The 14,412-nt window shown below is 61.4% G+C and carries 14 protein-coding genes; 5 read left to right on the top strand and 9 right to left on the bottom strand.

Annotated features, from left to right (window positions below):
* Positions 1–28: 28 nt before the first annotated feature.
* The gene (locus tag G9X64_RS14370) at positions 29–427 is read right to left on the bottom strand and encodes a GlcG/HbpS family heme-binding protein (RefSeq protein ID WP_168308962.1); all 399 of its coding nucleotides are present in this window, start codon (positions 425–427) and stop codon (positions 29–31) included.
* Positions 428–598: 171 nt separating this feature from the next.
* Positions 599–1,486: a helix-turn-helix domain-containing protein gene (locus G9X64_RS14365; RefSeq protein ID WP_171376750.1), complete on the bottom strand. Its 888-nt coding sequence runs from the start codon at positions 1,484–1,486 to the stop codon at positions 599–601.
* 403 nt (positions 1,487–1,889) lie between these two features.
* Between G9X64_RS14365 and G9X64_RS14360 the strand changes: the two genes are divergently transcribed.
* On the top strand, positions 1,890–2,279 hold the full coding sequence (locus G9X64_RS14360) for a RidA family protein (protein ID WP_168308964.1): 390 nt from the start codon (positions 1,890–1,892) through the stop codon (positions 2,277–2,279).
* Here G9X64_RS14360 and G9X64_RS14355 read toward each other — a convergent pair.
* The 6 genes from G9X64_RS14355 to G9X64_RS14330 form a co-directional block, all read right to left on the bottom strand.
* Positions 2,276–2,857: an NAD(P)H-dependent oxidoreductase gene (locus G9X64_RS14355; protein ID WP_168308965.1), complete on the bottom strand. Its 582-nt coding sequence runs from the start codon at positions 2,855–2,857 to the stop codon at positions 2,276–2,278. The genes G9X64_RS14360 and G9X64_RS14355 overlap by 4 nt on opposite strands.
* On the bottom strand, positions 2,854–4,263 hold the full coding sequence (locus G9X64_RS14350; protein WP_168315797.1) for an FAD-binding oxidoreductase: 1,410 nt from the start codon (positions 4,261–4,263) through the stop codon (positions 2,854–2,856). The genes G9X64_RS14355 and G9X64_RS14350 overlap by 4 nt, the downstream gene beginning before the upstream one ends.
* Before the next feature lies 1 nt (position 4,264).
* Positions 4,265–5,578 carry a cytosine deaminase gene (locus G9X64_RS14345; RefSeq protein ID WP_171376749.1) on the bottom strand — a complete coding sequence of 438 codons (1,314 nt, stop codon included), beginning with the start codon at positions 5,576–5,578 and terminating at the stop codon, positions 4,265–4,267.
* Positions 5,578–6,420, bottom strand: coding sequence for an ABC transporter permease (locus tag G9X64_RS14340; protein ID WP_168308968.1), 843 nt, complete (start codon positions 6,418–6,420; stop codon positions 5,578–5,580). Before G9X64_RS14340 ends, G9X64_RS14345 begins: the two co-directional genes overlap by 1 nt.
* Complete coding sequence (locus tag G9X64_RS14335) at positions 6,420–7,244, bottom strand: ABC transporter ATP-binding protein (protein ID WP_168308969.1); 825 nt, start codon at positions 7,242–7,244, stop codon at positions 6,420–6,422. Before G9X64_RS14335 ends, G9X64_RS14340 begins: the two co-directional genes overlap by 1 nt.
* Before the next feature lie 73 nt (positions 7,245–7,317).
* Positions 7,318–8,334 carry an ABC transporter substrate-binding protein gene (locus tag G9X64_RS14330; protein ID WP_168308970.1) on the bottom strand — a complete coding sequence of 339 codons (1,017 nt, stop codon included), beginning with the start codon at positions 8,332–8,334 and terminating at the stop codon, positions 7,318–7,320.
* Positions 8,335–8,517: 183 nt separating this feature from the next.
* Between G9X64_RS14330 and G9X64_RS14325 the strand changes: the two genes are divergently transcribed.
* The gene (locus G9X64_RS14325) at positions 8,518–9,507 is read left to right on the top strand and encodes a LysR family transcriptional regulator (RefSeq protein ID WP_168308971.1); all 990 of its coding nucleotides are present in this window, start codon (positions 8,518–8,520) and stop codon (positions 9,505–9,507) included.
* Here G9X64_RS14325 and G9X64_RS14320 read toward each other — a convergent pair.
* Positions 9,470–10,336: a creatininase family protein gene (locus G9X64_RS14320; protein WP_171376748.1), complete on the bottom strand. Its 867-nt coding sequence runs from the start codon at positions 10,334–10,336 to the stop codon at positions 9,470–9,472. The two genes, G9X64_RS14325 and G9X64_RS14320, sit on opposite strands and share 38 nt — an antisense overlap.
* 234 nt (positions 10,337–10,570) lie before the next feature.
* On the opposite strand from G9X64_RS14320, the gene paoA reads away from it, so the two are divergent.
* Genes paoA through paoC form a run of 3 tightly spaced genes read left to right on the top strand, consistent with a single transcriptional unit; the run spans position 10,571 to position 14,367 of the window.
* The gene (gene paoA, locus G9X64_RS14315; RefSeq protein WP_171376747.1) at positions 10,571–11,218 is read left to right on the top strand and encodes an aldehyde dehydrogenase iron-sulfur subunit PaoA; all 648 of its coding nucleotides are present in this window, start codon (positions 10,571–10,573) and stop codon (positions 11,216–11,218) included.
* Positions 11,215–12,165, top strand: a complete 951-nt coding sequence (locus G9X64_RS14310; protein WP_171376746.1) for an FAD binding domain-containing protein — start codon at positions 11,215–11,217, stop codon at positions 12,163–12,165. The genes paoA and G9X64_RS14310 overlap by 4 nt, the downstream gene beginning before the upstream one ends.
* A 3-nt stretch (positions 12,166–12,168) precedes the next feature.
* Entirely contained in the window at positions 12,169–14,367 is a 2,199-nt protein-coding gene (gene paoC, locus G9X64_RS14305; RefSeq protein ID WP_171376745.1) for an aldehyde oxidoreductase molybdenum-binding subunit PaoC, read from the top strand.
* Positions 14,368–14,412 lie beyond the last annotated feature (45 nt).

Here is a 14,412-nt window from a genome sequence, read left to right as displayed (position 1 = left end):
TGGTTAAAATCAAGCGCTGGCAAGAGCATCACGCGACGGCTGCAGCCGCTGCCTGCGCGATTTCCAGGTCCTGCGGAACCGCTCCGCCGGAAACGCCAACGGCGCCGAGCACCGTGCCGTTGCGGGCAAAGAGTGGGATGCCGCCGGCAAAGGGAGTGAGGCCACCGTTGGATAATTCGAGGGCATGGGCGGGAGCGCCGGGCTTGCAATATTCCCAGACGGCCTCGCTTGTGGTTTGAAACAATACGGCCGTCCGGGCCTTGCCCATGGCAAGGTCGATCGAGCCGAGCACGGCGCCATCCATTCGGCTGAACGCCTTGAGATGGGCTCCGGCGTCGAGGACCGTGATATTGACCGACACGCCGATTTCTTGAGCGCGCGCCTCGCCTGCAGCGATGATCCCGCGAGCTTGGTCGATGGTAATCATCTCCCTGTCTCCCTTTTCGTTTGGGGACCAGTGCTCCCCGCTCGATGAGACAGGTGTAGGCCGAAAAGGGTTTTGCAGTATTTTCAGCTCTTGCTGCGCTATGTGCAAATCTTGCGCTCCGGCGTGCGTGCGCGCACCAACGGGCGAACTCTCTCCGGCAGGCGGAAACCGCTAGCCGGTGATGAGCGCGCGGTACTGGCCGGGTGTCAAGCCGGTCATCTTGCGAAAGACGCGCGTGAAATTCGCCTGCGAGCCGAAGCCGGTGTCGAGCGCGATCTCCACAATCGAGGATCGCGCAAGCCGCAGCTTTTCCTTGGCCGCCTCGATCCGTCGCTCGGTGACGTAGCGATGTGGCGCCAGGCCGGTGGCCTTGCGAAACATACGGGCAAAATGAAAGGGGCTAAGGCAGGCCTCGGCGGCAAGGTCATTCAGCGAGATCTCTGCGGCGATGCGGGCTTCGATAAAATCGAAGACGCGTTGCAGCCGTTTTGGATCGATGGTCGGCACCCGCGCGGCAGGATGCCACCGAGCAGACGAATAGGTGCCCAGCAGGTGCGCCGCCAGCGCCATCTGAATCCCGTCGAGGAAGAGTCGATCGGCCGCTTCTAAGCTTCGATTCAACAAACCACGAAAAAGCTGGCCGATCTGCAGCACCATGGGATCGGGGACGCCGCCCGCATAGGCGAGCTGCACCCGGGCCGGGTCGATTTCAAAGTTTGAAAGCGCGCTCTCACCGACGAGCGACGGCGGCAGGAAGATGTGCAGGGACTCGGGCATGGTGCCAATGATTTCTACGTCGCTTTCATGAACACCCGCGGGACATATCCAAGCGACGCCGGGGCGAGCGATAGCCTCCTTCCGATGACCGTCACCGGTCCATCTGATCTTCGACTGACCCGAGAGCAGGACGGCTATCTCCGTGCATTCGAGCGTAAGATCGACCTGCCAGCCCGGATCGAAACGTCGGAGTTCGACCTGCAGCGATGAGCATTCAACGAGCCCGCCCACTCGCTCGCTGGTTCGATACTTTCTGTCCCCTTGCGATTCTACGAAAGTCATGTCGCATCCACGCCGTGAAGATAGATCTAAACTCGAATTGTTCAGTCTCGGCGGGCCGATTGCCGCCGCCACGCTGCCATCAAGCTGGAAATCATCTTTAACTTATTAAATTAATATTCTTCAGGCGTGCCGCACTGCTGTCGGGAGCCTGCGTATTACGATCAGGATTTTGGCTAAAATTCCGGCGAGCGCAAGTCCCATAGCCCGAAGTGATACTGCCACCATATTTGCGACCTCCGCCACCAGCATGTCAGGCGGCAGCCTCGCCGACATTTTGATCTGCACGGTGCGAAGGCAGTCGTCCTGCTTTTTTGTCGCAAGACATTATGGGCACGGCGATATTCTCATAACCTGCAGCATCCTGTAGGCTCGATATCTGCAGCCCTCAGGAAATTTCAGATCGATGAAGAAGACCTTCAATCCGCCCTCGGTGCGCCGGCCTTTCGGGAATTACAATCACGGCCTGCTCGTTCCGCCTGGGGCATCGCTTCTGGTCACGTCAGGCCAGCTTGGCATCGGTCTCGACGATGCTGTTCCGAGTGACGTCAACGCGCAGGCGGAACTCTGCTTCGAGGCGATCAAGGCGATCCTCGAAGAGGCGGAGATGAGTTTTGCCGATGTGATACGGATTTCAGGCTTCGTCACCCGTCGCGAGGACTTCCCGGCCTATATGGCCGTACGGGATCGCTATACGCTCGATCCAAAGCCGGTCTCCACCCTGATCGTCGTCGGCGGCTTTACGCGTCCGGAATTCCTCGTCGAGGTCGAGGTGACGGCTGCGAAGATCTTTTAAAAGCGCTCCATTGCCCCTCCGACACGGGCGAGGAATTTTGCCCGCGTCTCCGGCGTGCAATTGTTCATGTCGTAATGGGCGAGGAACGTCACCGGCCTTACCGGATTGATCTGCGCCCTCAGCACGCGCTTGACGATTTTCTTCGGCGGGTTGCCGGCGGCAAACGCCCGGAAGGGCGTTGCGCCATAAGTCAGGACGGCTGCGAGCTTGCGGATGTGGCGCAGCCGCGATTCCACCTTGCCGTTGACCAGTTCGAAGGAAACGCCCGGCAGCCATACGCGGTCAAAATATCCCTTCAGGATCGCCGGAAAGCCGAAGTTCCAGATCGGGGTGCAGATCACCAGCCCCTCGGCCGCCTTCAACCTTTCGACATGCGATCCCACCAGCTTCAGGTTTTCCGGATAATCGTGATAGACGAGCCGGTCGTGGCGCGAGAGCACCGGATCGAACTGCTCTTCATAGAGGTCGCAAGCGTCCACCATATGCCCGGCCTTCCGCAGACTCTCGACGGTCTGCCGGTAAAGCGCCTTGCCGTAACTTTCCTCGACCGGGTGAGAGTGGAGGACGAGAACCCTCATGAGGCCTCCATCAGGGCCGCCAGGCCTGGGAAGAGATAGTTCTTGCCGGCGTTGAAATCGAAATCGGGATTTTCCCAGGCAATCATCTTGCCGGGATTGAGCAGGCCCTTCGGATCGGTTTCCTGCTTGAAGGCAAGTTGAACCGCGTCGGTGCGCTTCATGCCGCCTTCTTCAAGCGTATAGCGGTGCGGGTTGAAGATCGGGCATCCATTGTCCTGGTGGATCTTGATGATCTCCTCCAGCCGCTCTTCGGTGGTATAGCGCACCAGCGGCAGACCGGAGCACTGGATCTGGCCGTCGAATTTGATGAATTCGAGATGACCCGGCACTTCGTCACCGAAGATTTCGACCATCTTGCGGACTTTGGCGACATGATCCGGTCCCGGATATTGCACCTGCAGATAGGTGAAGCTCGGGTCGACCTTCAGCGCACGCAATGTCGTGTGGTTCCAGGCAAGCTCATAGGCATGCGGGATGCCGCGCATGCTTTCCACCTTGTCGGAGCGGAACATGATCTCGCCCTTCTGCGCCGCCGCGAAGGCGAGAAAGGCATCTAGGGAGTGAGGCGCGATCATCAGCACGACGATCGACTGGCCCTGACGGATGTAGGGTTTGTGGCGGGTGAAATAGTCGTAAGGAATGGGAGCGGCGATCGGCGCGATCTCCTTGACGAGGATGCCGTTGCATTTCGCCAGCGCATCGGAGAAACGCACCGCTTCCATGAAGTCGTCATAGCCGACCAGCACATCGACCCAGTCATAGGCAGGTGCAAGCGGCATCTCGATCTCGGTGATGATGCCGTTCGTGCCATAGGCGTGGCTCACCTTCTGAAGATCCCAGCCGGTGAGGTCGAGCACGCGCGGTTCGGCTTCCATGGTGACGACGCGCAGGCGCAATATATTGCCGAGGTCGCGCAAGCCGCCCCAGGTGATCGAGCCGACGCCGCCGGAACCGCCGGCGATGAAACCGCCGACCGTCGCCGTCTGGGCGGTGGAGGGGTGGAAGCGCAGCTCCTGGCCGGAATGGGCCTTGGTCTGCTTGTCGAGTTGGGCAAGCACAATGCCCGGTTCGCAGATGACGCGGCCGGGATGAATCTCCTTGATCTTGTCCATGGCGGCAAGATTCAGCACGATGCCGCCGGAAAGCGGCATGGCCTGGCCGTAATTGCCGGTGCCGGCGCCGCGCGGCGTGACCGGCACGCCATGGGCATAGGCGACCTTCAGCGTCCGGATGACCTCGTCCTCGGTCTTCGGCGTGACCACGAGATCGGCGGAAACATTGTCGAGCTGCGCCTTCAGGATCGGCGAGTACCAATAGAAATCCCGGCTCTTCTGGCGCACCAGCGCCGGATTGTCCTCAACGGCGATGCCTTCGAGTTCTTTTTTGATTTTCTGATAATCGGCCATGTCAGGCTCCAACGACGCTATCGAGTTCACGGTAATCCGGCAGGCTGCGGTCGATCACCTTGCCGCGGCGAAGCACGACGCGGTCAGCCTGAGGACGGGACAGGAATTCACTCCAGCGCCGCGCGCTGAAGAGCACGAGATCGGCGGGATCGCCGGCGGCGATGCGGCCCTTGTCCGGTCGTCCGACGATGGCGGCGGGCGAGGTGGTGACGACGCGGGCGGCGGTATCGAGCGGATGGTCGAGATGCAGGATCCGCACGGCCTCACGGAAGACCTCCACCGGATCGAGATCGCCATAGGCATAGAAGGGGTCACGGGTATTGTCGGATGCGACCGCGGTCGCGACGCCGGCGGCGGCCAATTCCTTGAACAGAGTGACGCCGCGCCAGCGCGGGGTGCGGCCGGGATAGCGATCCTGCAGATACATGTTGCACATCGGCAGCGCGATGACCGCGATCCCTGCCTTGGCGACCAATTCGACGGTGCGCGCGGCGGTGTCTTCGTCCTGGCGGGCTAGCGAGCAGCAATGGCCGGCGGTCACCTTGCCCTCGAAGGCGTTGCGCAGCACGGCCTCGGCAATTGCCTTCAGCGTCTCGGCGCCGCGGTCATCCGTCTCGTCGACATGCAGATCGACATCCAGGCCCTGCTCTGCAGCAGTCCTGAAGAGCGTGTCGAGCTGCCAGACAAGCTCCGGTCCCATCCTGGTGACGCCGCCAAGCAGGCCGCCGTTTTGCCGGATTGTTGTGACGAGATCGGCAAAGAAGGTGCTGTCTGCCATGGCATCCGGCGGGAAGAGAGCGACCGCCTGCAGTGCAATCCTGTCCTTCCAGGCATCCCGGATTTCGGCAAAAACCTCGAAGGAGATGCGATGCTGGGGTGCAAGCGAATCCAGGTGCGTGCGGATCAGGCTGGTGCCATGGGCATAGGCGGAGCGCAGCGAGAATTCCATGCGCCGTTTGACGTCTGCGGCCGACCAGTTGGCTTCGCGGTCGGCCCTGACGGCATCGAGCGCGCCCATGAAGCTACCGTCGGGATTGGCCTGGCGCGGCCAGATATGGCCTTTGTCGAGATGGGTATGGATATCGGCAAAGCACGGCCAGACCATGCCGTCCCTGAGGTCGCTCCTGGCATAATCGGCGGGTGCGGCGCCGGCCGGCCGGATGTCGGCAATCATGCCGTCGCTGATGACGATATCGACCGTGGCCAACCCTTCCGTGACCGGCACGTCGATAGGCTCGAGGGTGACGGCAGGCACTGTCGCATTGCTCAGCACGAAGCGGGCCGCATTCGGCGGGGATATGAAGGAATAGGTCATCAGTTTTCCCGTTTGATGCTGCTTTCATGCCAGCGGTGAAGGCTCAGCCAGGCGATCAGGGTGGTGAGGCCGAAGATTGCTACGCCGAGCATGGAGAGCATCAACAGGGCGGCGAAGAGCCGCGGGATGTTCATCCGGTACTGCGCTTCGAGCAGGCGGAAGGCGAGGCCGGAGCCCGCACCGGCCGAGCCTGCGGCAAATTCGGCGACGACGGCCGCGATCAGTGCGAGGCCGCCGCCGATGCGAAGACCGGTCATGAAATAGGGCTGGGCGGCTGGCAGTTTGAGAAAGAGCAGCGTCTGCCAGCGCGAGGCACCATAAAGCTCGAAGAGGTTGATGAGATTATGGTCGACGCTCTTCAGTCCCTGAACCATATTCGAAAGGATCGGGAAAAAGGCGACGAGGAAGGCGCAGATGAGCAGCGCGACCTGCGTGGAGGGAGCGTAGATCAGGATCAGCGGCGAGATCGCCACGATCGGCGTCACCTGCAGGATGACGGCAAGGGGATAGAAGGCAAGCTCGACCCAGCGCGACTGCACGAGAAAGATCGCAAAGCCGACGCCGCCGACAAGCGCCAGCATCAGCGACATGAAGGTGATCTTGGTGGTGACCCAGAGGGCAGGGGCGAGCGTACCCCAATCCGTCACGAAGGCGTTTGCCACAGCAGCCGGTCCCGGCAGGATATAGGGTGGCACGCCGGACAGTTTCACATAGGCGTACCAGACGAGGATCAACAGGGCGATGACGAGGAAGGGGATGGCGATGCGCAGCGCAAGATTGCGGCGCCTTGCGTTTGCGGTACCCTTACCGAGCAGCGGCGATGTGTCCGTTTCGTCACTCATCAATGATCCCCTGCCGAATTGATCGCCCCGATCAGCGAATGCGATACCGTTTCGCAGGCCTTGCGGTATTCTTCCGAGGTGCGGTAGTGCGCGTCGCGTTCGAGGCTGGTGATCAGCGGGACGTCGGCATGCACGCGCCCGGGCCTTGCCTTCATCACGACGATGCGGTTCGAGAGATAGGCTGACTCGAAGACCGAATGCGTCACGAAAATCACCGTAATGCCGGTCGCCTTCCACAGCCGCAGCACGTCGTCGTTGAGCTTCTGGCGGGTAATCTCATCGAGCGCGGCGAAAGGCTCGTCCATCAGCAGCAGCTTCGGCTTCGTCACCAGCGCACGGGCGATCGAGACGCGCATCTTCATACCGCCGGAAAGTTCGCGCGGATAGGCCTTGGCAAAATCCTGAAGGCCGACGGTAGTCAGCACTTCCATGATCTGATCATGCGCGGCTGCCTTCGAAACGCGCCTCAACCTCAGCGGCAGATGGACATTGTCGAACACGTTCTTCCAGGGCATCAACGTCGGTTCCTGGAAGACAAAGCCGATATCGCCCTCCGGCAGGCCCTTCGAATTGATGCGCGAACTCGGCCAGTCGATCGTTCCAGAGGTGACATCGCCGAGACCGGCGATGATGCGCAGCGCCGTCGACTTGCCGCAGCCGGAAGGGCCGAGCAGGCTGACGAACTCGCCGCTTTCGACGGTGAGCGACATGTTCGAAAGGGCGACAGTGCCGCTGGAAAAGACCTTCGAGACCGACTGCATGATAACAAGCGGCCGCTTGCGCGTCTCTTTCGGGGATACCGCCTGGGCTTTTGCTGGGAGCATTGCTGTCTCGTTCATGCGGGAGGATACGGCCCGCCACGTCCTCAATGGCGGACCAGGAGAGCCGTCGGTCGGCTTATTTCTTCAGCGACATTCCGGTGCCCTTGCAGACGAACTTCGTCGTGAAGGCCTTGGTGTAATCGGTATCGGTCTTGAACACCTTGATGGCCGTCATCTCGTCGAAGAACTTCTTGTAATGAGCGTCAGTGATGCAGCCGATGCCCTTGTCGAGGCTGTCGCCGGATTCGATGATGCCGTATTCCTTCATCTTGGCGATCGAATAGGCGATCTGGCCGTCCGTTATTTCAGGATTGTCCTTCTTGATCAGCGCGTTCGCCTTTGCGTTGTCGCCGTAAAGGTAGTTGTACCAGCCCTCGATCGAGGCATCGACGAAGCGCTGCACGACGTCGGACTTGCCGTCGATCATCGCCTGCGTCGTCGTGATCATCGTCGAATAGGGCGAATAGCCGTTGTCGGCGAGCAGGAAGACCTTCGGCTCGAAGCCTGCCTGCTTCTGGATCTCGTAAGGTTCGGAGGTCAGATACCCCTGCTGAGCAGAGTCCTTGTCTGCAAGGAAGGGGGCGGGACTGAAGTTATAGGGCTTGTACTGCTCGTCCTTGAAGCCTTTGAAGTTGGCTTTCATCCATTCGAAATAGGTGAGGTAGCCGTCCTTGCTGAGGAACAACGTTTTCAGCTTGGCGAGGTCCTCGAACTTGTCGACGCCATTGTCCGGATGGGCGATCAGTACCTGTGGATCCTTTTGGAAGATCGCGGCGACGTCGACCAGCGGAATGCCCTGCTCGACGGCGGATATCTCTCCCTGAGGACCACCCATGTAGAAATCGAGCTTGCCGGAGATCAAGAGCGCGCTGTTTGCAGCATTCGGGCCGCCCTGGACGATGGTAACGTCGAGGCCGTATTTCGCATAGGTGCCGTCGGCGACGGCTTGGTAGAAGCCGCCATGTTCCGCCTGGGCAAGCCAGTTCGTTCCGTAGCTCACCTTGTCGAGGGCAAGCGCCGGCGAGGCGGCGGCAAGCATCGAGGCGAGGCCGAGGCAGCTCAGGAATTGGGTCTTCGTCTGTGCTTTCAACATGGTCGGCAGTTCCCCTTTTTGACCGAGGGAGGCCTTGGTCGGCCTCCTTTTCAGGGAATTTGAGCCATTGCCATGCGCTTTGAAAAGCATCAAAATTCGTGCGCATTGATGCCTTTTCGGCATCTCTGGAAAAGCTGAAGATAATTTGTGCGCCCTGCGCAAAATTTATGCATCGGAGAGATCATGTTGCACTCCAGACGCCTCCTTTACATCAACGAGATTGCCCGTTGCGGTTCGATCCGCAAGGCGGCCGCGCGCCTCAACGTGGCGTCGTCGGCGGTCAACAGGCAGATTTTGGCGCTGGAGGAGGAGATCGGGGCGCCGCTTTTCGAGCGGCTGCCGCGTGGCTTGCGGCTGACGGCTGCCGGCGAACTCTGCATCGAGCATATTCGGGACGTGCTGAAGAATTATGAGCGCCTGGAGGGGCGCATCCGCAGCCTCAAGATGCAGCAGGCGGGCAAGGTGCGCATGGTGACGACCGTTGGGCTTGCCGCCGGGCCGCTGCCCGAAATCATCGCGCGCTTTCTTTCAGAGCATCCGCGCGTCTTCGTCCAGCTGCGCAACGACACCGGCGGCACGACGGCCAGCCCCGTTGTATCAGGCGAGGTAGATATCGGTCTCGGCTTCAACATCCCCGCTATGCCCGGCATTCGCACGCTCGGAAATTTCGATATCCCGATCGGTGTCGTGCTGCCGCCGGGGCACCACCTGATCGGTCCCGGGCCGATTAACCTCGCCGATGTCACCCAGGAAAAACTGGTTCTGGCGCAGCCGGGCACCAGTCTGCGCGAAGTGATCAACCTTGCTTTTGCGCGTCTGCCCATCTCGGTCGAGCCGGTGCTGGAAACCAATGCGTCGGAGATGCTGAAACAGCTCGTCAAATGCGGCACCGGGTTGACGCTGCTCAATCCGCTTGACGTCATTACCGAATGCCGGCGCGGCGAACTCGTCTTCCGGCCGATCGCCGAGCCGCATGCGCGTTACCAGCAGATGAAGCTGTTTGCGCGCGCCCGTGCGCCCCTCGACGCGGCCACCAGCCTTTTCGTCGAATATCTGCTCGCCGAACTGCTCGGCCTGGTGCAGGAATTGCAGGCCAAGGGTCATATTCCGGCGGATGTGAAACCCGCGGCTGAGCCTATTTCACATAGAGATTCGAAAGCGGATAGGCCTTGAGGTCCCGGAGCAGCTCGACGAACCCCCTGACCTGATGGCGGCAGATCGCCTCGCCCTTTTCGGCAGTGGCAATCGAGGCATCGCCGACCACGCCGAGGGGATTGAGGTCATGCGCGATCCAGGCCAGCGAATGCGGCGGCAGAGGCTGAAGAAATTTGGATTGCTCCCGCATCCATTCGGCCTTCGAGGCAAAGTTTTGGGCCTTGTCCATGCGCACCAGCTCGGGGCGGAAATGCAGCATCAACGATGTCTCGACATCGCCGCCGTGGATGCCGTATTTGCTCTCGTGATCGCTGACCATGCCTTCCGGATGGCCGAAACGGCCCCATTGCGTGGAGACCACCGCCATTTGATGGCGCACGCGCAGTTCGCGCGCGACGATGCTCATGATGTCGACATTGCCGCCGTGGGAATTGACGATCACCATCTTGCGCAGCCCGGCTTCGGCAACCTTTGTGCCGATCGCCGTCCAGACGGGGATGAGCAGCTCGGCGCTGAGCGACAGCGTGCCGGGGCCATAGATATGTTCGTTGGCCTTGCCGATCTCCTGTGTCGGGAGGACCAGAAGGTCCAGATCCTCCGGCCGCTGCCTCTTCAGCTCCGCCAGCATGCCGGTCGCGATGGCAACATCCGTTGCGATCGGCAGATGCGGGCCGTGCTGTTCGGTCGAGGCGATGGGCAGAACGGCAATCGTGGTCTCGGGGGAGAGGCCGGCAAAATCATATGTATTGAGTTCGTTCCAGTAAAACGGCGTGGGCATGCGGTCTTCCCCTTTCGTCACCTGCTTCGATAGGGAGTAGGGAATAATGATGGGCCCGAAAAGCATCATTTTTTGCGCATGGCGCTGCTTTTTTTCGCGCGCGTCGGCGGGCGTTACTCCGCTGGCGCTTCTGCATCCAAGCCACCTTTATTGAAAATGTGGGTCACGGCATCTTATGACCGCGGCTCGGGGAATTCATGAGCCAGATCGATAACCGTATGCAACGGATAGGGTCTAATCAGAAGGCGGAGTTGCACTACCTCAGCAGACGGCGTTGACGCGCGCCTATGTCCAACGAGCAAGGTGGAACAGTTCATGCCAAGCCAGATACAACTGGAACTTTCCCGTCGAGATCTGCTTATCTCGTCGGCCGCAACGATTGCGGTCACCGGAGCCGTCGCGCCCGCGGCGGCACAGTCCCCAGGAAATGACATGGCCTATACATCCAAAGTTTCCTTCGCGGTGAACGGTGAGAACCGCGATCTCGAGGTCGACAACAGAACGTCGCTGCTCGACGCGCTGCGCGAGCACCTGCATCTGACCGGCACGAAAAAGGGATGCGACCACGGCCAATGCGGCGCATGCACCGTTCTGGTCGACGGCCACCGCATCAACTCCTGCCTGACACTGGCGGTCATGCACGAAGGCGATCAAATCACCACGATCGAAGGCCTCGGCCAGCCAGGAAACCTTCATGCGATGCAGGCGGCCTTCGTCAAGCATGACGGCTTCCAGTGCGGCTACTGCACGCCGGGACAGATCTGTTCCTCCGTGGCGGTGCTCGAAGAGATCAAGGCGAACATACCGAGCCACGTCACCGGCGATCTTACGGCTGAGGCGGCCGTCACTGCGGCCGAGATCCGTGAACGCATGAGCGGCAATATCTGTCGATGCGGCGCCTATTCCAACATTGTCGATGCCATTTCGGAAGTCGCGGGGATAAAAGTATGAGAGCCTTCACCTACGAACGCGCCTCGTCCGTCGAGGCTGCGGCCAAGGCGGCAGCCTCCAATCCTGAAACCAAATTCATCGCCGGCGGCACCAATCTCCTCGACCTGATGAAGCTCGAGATCGAAACGCCAACGCATCTGATCGATGTCAACGGTGTCGGCCTCGACAAGATCGAATCCACGCCGGAGGGCGGGCTGCGCATCGGCGCCCTGGTCCGCAACACCGATCTTGCAGCGCATGAAACCGTTCGCCGTGACTACGGCCTGATCTCCAGGGCGCTTGTCGCGGGCGCCTCCGGGCAATTGCGCAACAAGGCGACGACGGCCGGCAACCTCCTGCAGCGCACGCGCTGTCCCTATTTCTATGACAGGAACCAGCCGTGCAACAAGCGACAGCCGGGCAGCGGCTGTTCCGCCATCGGCGGCTTCAGCCGCCAGCATGCAGTGGTCGGGGTAAGCGAGAGCTGCATCGCCACTCATCCGAGTGACATGGCGATCGCCATGCGGGCGCTCGATGCCGTTGTGGAAACGGTCAAGGCCGACGGCAGTCGTCGCGCGATTGCGATCGCCGACTTTCATCGGTTGCCCGGCGACATGCCTGATATCGAGACCGTTCTTGAGCGCGGCGAGTTCATCACGGCGGTCCTGCTGCCGCCCCCTGTCGGCGGTAAGCACATCTATCGCAAGGTGCGAGACCGCGCCTCCTATGCCTTTGCGCTGGTCTCGGTCGGAGCCGTCATCCAGCCGGACGGCACAGGACGGGTCGCCGTCGGCGGCGTCGCCCACAAACCGTGGCGCATCGAGGCCGCCGAAGCCGAGCTGCCGAAAGGCGCGCGGGCGGCGGCAGGCGTTCTTCTTGCCGACGCCCGTCCGACCGAACAGAACCGTTTCAAGGTCGACCTGGTCGAGCGCACGCTCGGCGCGGTCATTGCCGAAGCAAGGGGTTGAGCCATGCAGTTCGATACGCCAGCGACAACCAACCCGATCGACAATCTGAAGGTCGTCGGCCAGCCGATCCACCGCATCGACGGCCAGCTCAAGACGACCGGCCGGGCGATGTACGCCTATGAGTGGCACGATCCGAATATGCGCTACGCTTATGGTTATCCGGTCGGCGCGGCCATCGCCAAGGGCCGCATCACGTCCATGGACGTTTCCGCCGCCAAGAAGGCTGCGGGTGTGCTTGCCGTCGTAACGACGCTCGATATCGGCGAGCGGAAGAAGGGCAAGTTCAACACCGCCAAGCTTTTCGGCGGCGACGAGGTTCAGCATTATCACCAGGCAATCGCGGTCGTCGTCGCCGAGACCTTCGAGCAGGCACGCGCCGCAGCCTCCCTGGTCAAGGTCGACTATGCCGAAGAAGAGGGTGCATTCGACCTCGGCCAGGCAAAGGATTCGGCCGTCAAGCCGGATGAATCGCAGCAGCCCGATACCGCGGTCGGCGACTTCGAGGCTGCCTTCAGATCGGCTCCCGTCACTGTTGACGCGTCTTACACGACGCCCGACCAGTCGCATGCGATGATGGAGCCGCACGCATCGATCGCAGCCTGGAACGGCGACGAGGTGACCGTCTGGACGTCCAGCCAGATGATCGACTGGTGGCGGTCCGACCTTGCGACAACGCTCGACATCGACAAGGAGAAGATCCATCTCATGTCGCCCTTCATCGGCGGCGGCTTCGGTGGCAAGCTGTTTCTGCGGGCCGATGCCGTGCTTGCAGTTGTCGGCGCGCGCGCGATCGGGCGCCCCGTCAAGGTCGCCTTGCCGCGCCCGTTCATGATGAACAACACCACCCACCGGCCGGCGACGATCCAGCGGATCCGCATTGGAACCGAGCGTGACGGCAAGATAACCGCCATTGCCCACGAAAGCTGGTCCGGCGACCTTCCGGGCGGCGGACTGGAGACCGCCGTCAACCAGACGCGGCTCCTCTACGCCGGTGCGAACCGGATGACCGCGATGCGGCTGGCGACGCTTCATCTCCCGGAGGGCAATGCCATGCGCGCTCCGGGCGAAGCCCCCGGACTGATGGCGCTCGAAATCGCCATCGACGAGATTGCCGAAAAAGTTGGTATCGATCCTGTGCAGTTTCGGATCATCAACGACACGCAGGTCGATCCGGAGAAGCCGCAGCGGCCTTTTTCCCAGCGCAATCTCGTCGGCTGCCTCACGCTCGGGGCGGAGCGGTTTGGCTGGCGTGAAAGAGGAAGGCCGGGCTCCAGACGGGATGGCAGCTGGCTTGTCGGCATGGGCGTCGCCGTTGCCTTCCGCAACAACCTTGTCCTTCCCTCCGGAGCGCGGGTAAAGCTCGACCGGGAAGGCATCGTGACGGTCGAAACCGATATGACCGACATTGGGACCGGCAGCTACACGATCATCGCCCAGACGGCCGCCGAGATGATGGGAGTCACCATCGACAAGGTCGCCGTCCAATTGGGCGACTCGCGTTTTCCTGTTTCGGCGGGTTCCGGCGGACAGTTCGGCGCGAACTCTTCCACGTCCGGCGTCTACGCAGCCTGTGTCAAGCTGCGTGAGGCCATTGCCAAGAAACTCGGCTTCAGCTCCGAAGACATCGTCTTCGAGAATGGAGGAGTCCGCTCGGGCAATCGTTCCGTGCCCCTTGCCGAGGCCGCCGGTCCGGATGGTCTTGTCGGCGAGGACACGATCAAATGGGGCGAGCTCACCGAGACGCATCAGCAATCGACATTCGGTGCACACTTCGTGGAGGTTGGCGTCGACATTGCCACAGGAGAAAGCCGCATCCGCAGGATGCTCGCAGTCTGCGCGGCAGGTCGGATCCTCAACCCGATCACGGCCCGCAGCCAGGTCATCGGCGCGATGACGATGGGGGCCGGCGGCGCGCTATCCGAGGAACTGGCGGTCGACACCCGCCGCGGCTTCTTCGTCAACCACGATCTCGCCAGCTACGAAGTGGCGGTGCATGCCGACATTCCGCACCAGGAGGTGATCTTCATGGACGAGACCGATCCGATGTCCTCGCCGATGAAGGCCAAGGGCGTCGGCGAGCTCGGTCTTTGCGGCGTCGCAGCGGCCATCGCCAACGCCGTCTATAACGCGACTGGTGTCAGAGTTCGGCACTATCCGCTGACGCTTGACAAGCTCATCGGCGGCCTGCCGGACGTGGCCTGATGATGTCGACGGCGGTCTCAGACCCGGACCGCCGTCACTTCCCGT

It is taken from the genome of Rhizobium sophorae, from assembly GCF_013087515.1.
Taxonomy (GTDB): Bacteria; Pseudomonadota; Alphaproteobacteria; order Rhizobiales; family Rhizobiaceae; genus Rhizobium; species Rhizobium sophorae.
This window is presented reverse-complemented; position numbering and strand designations above follow the sequence as displayed.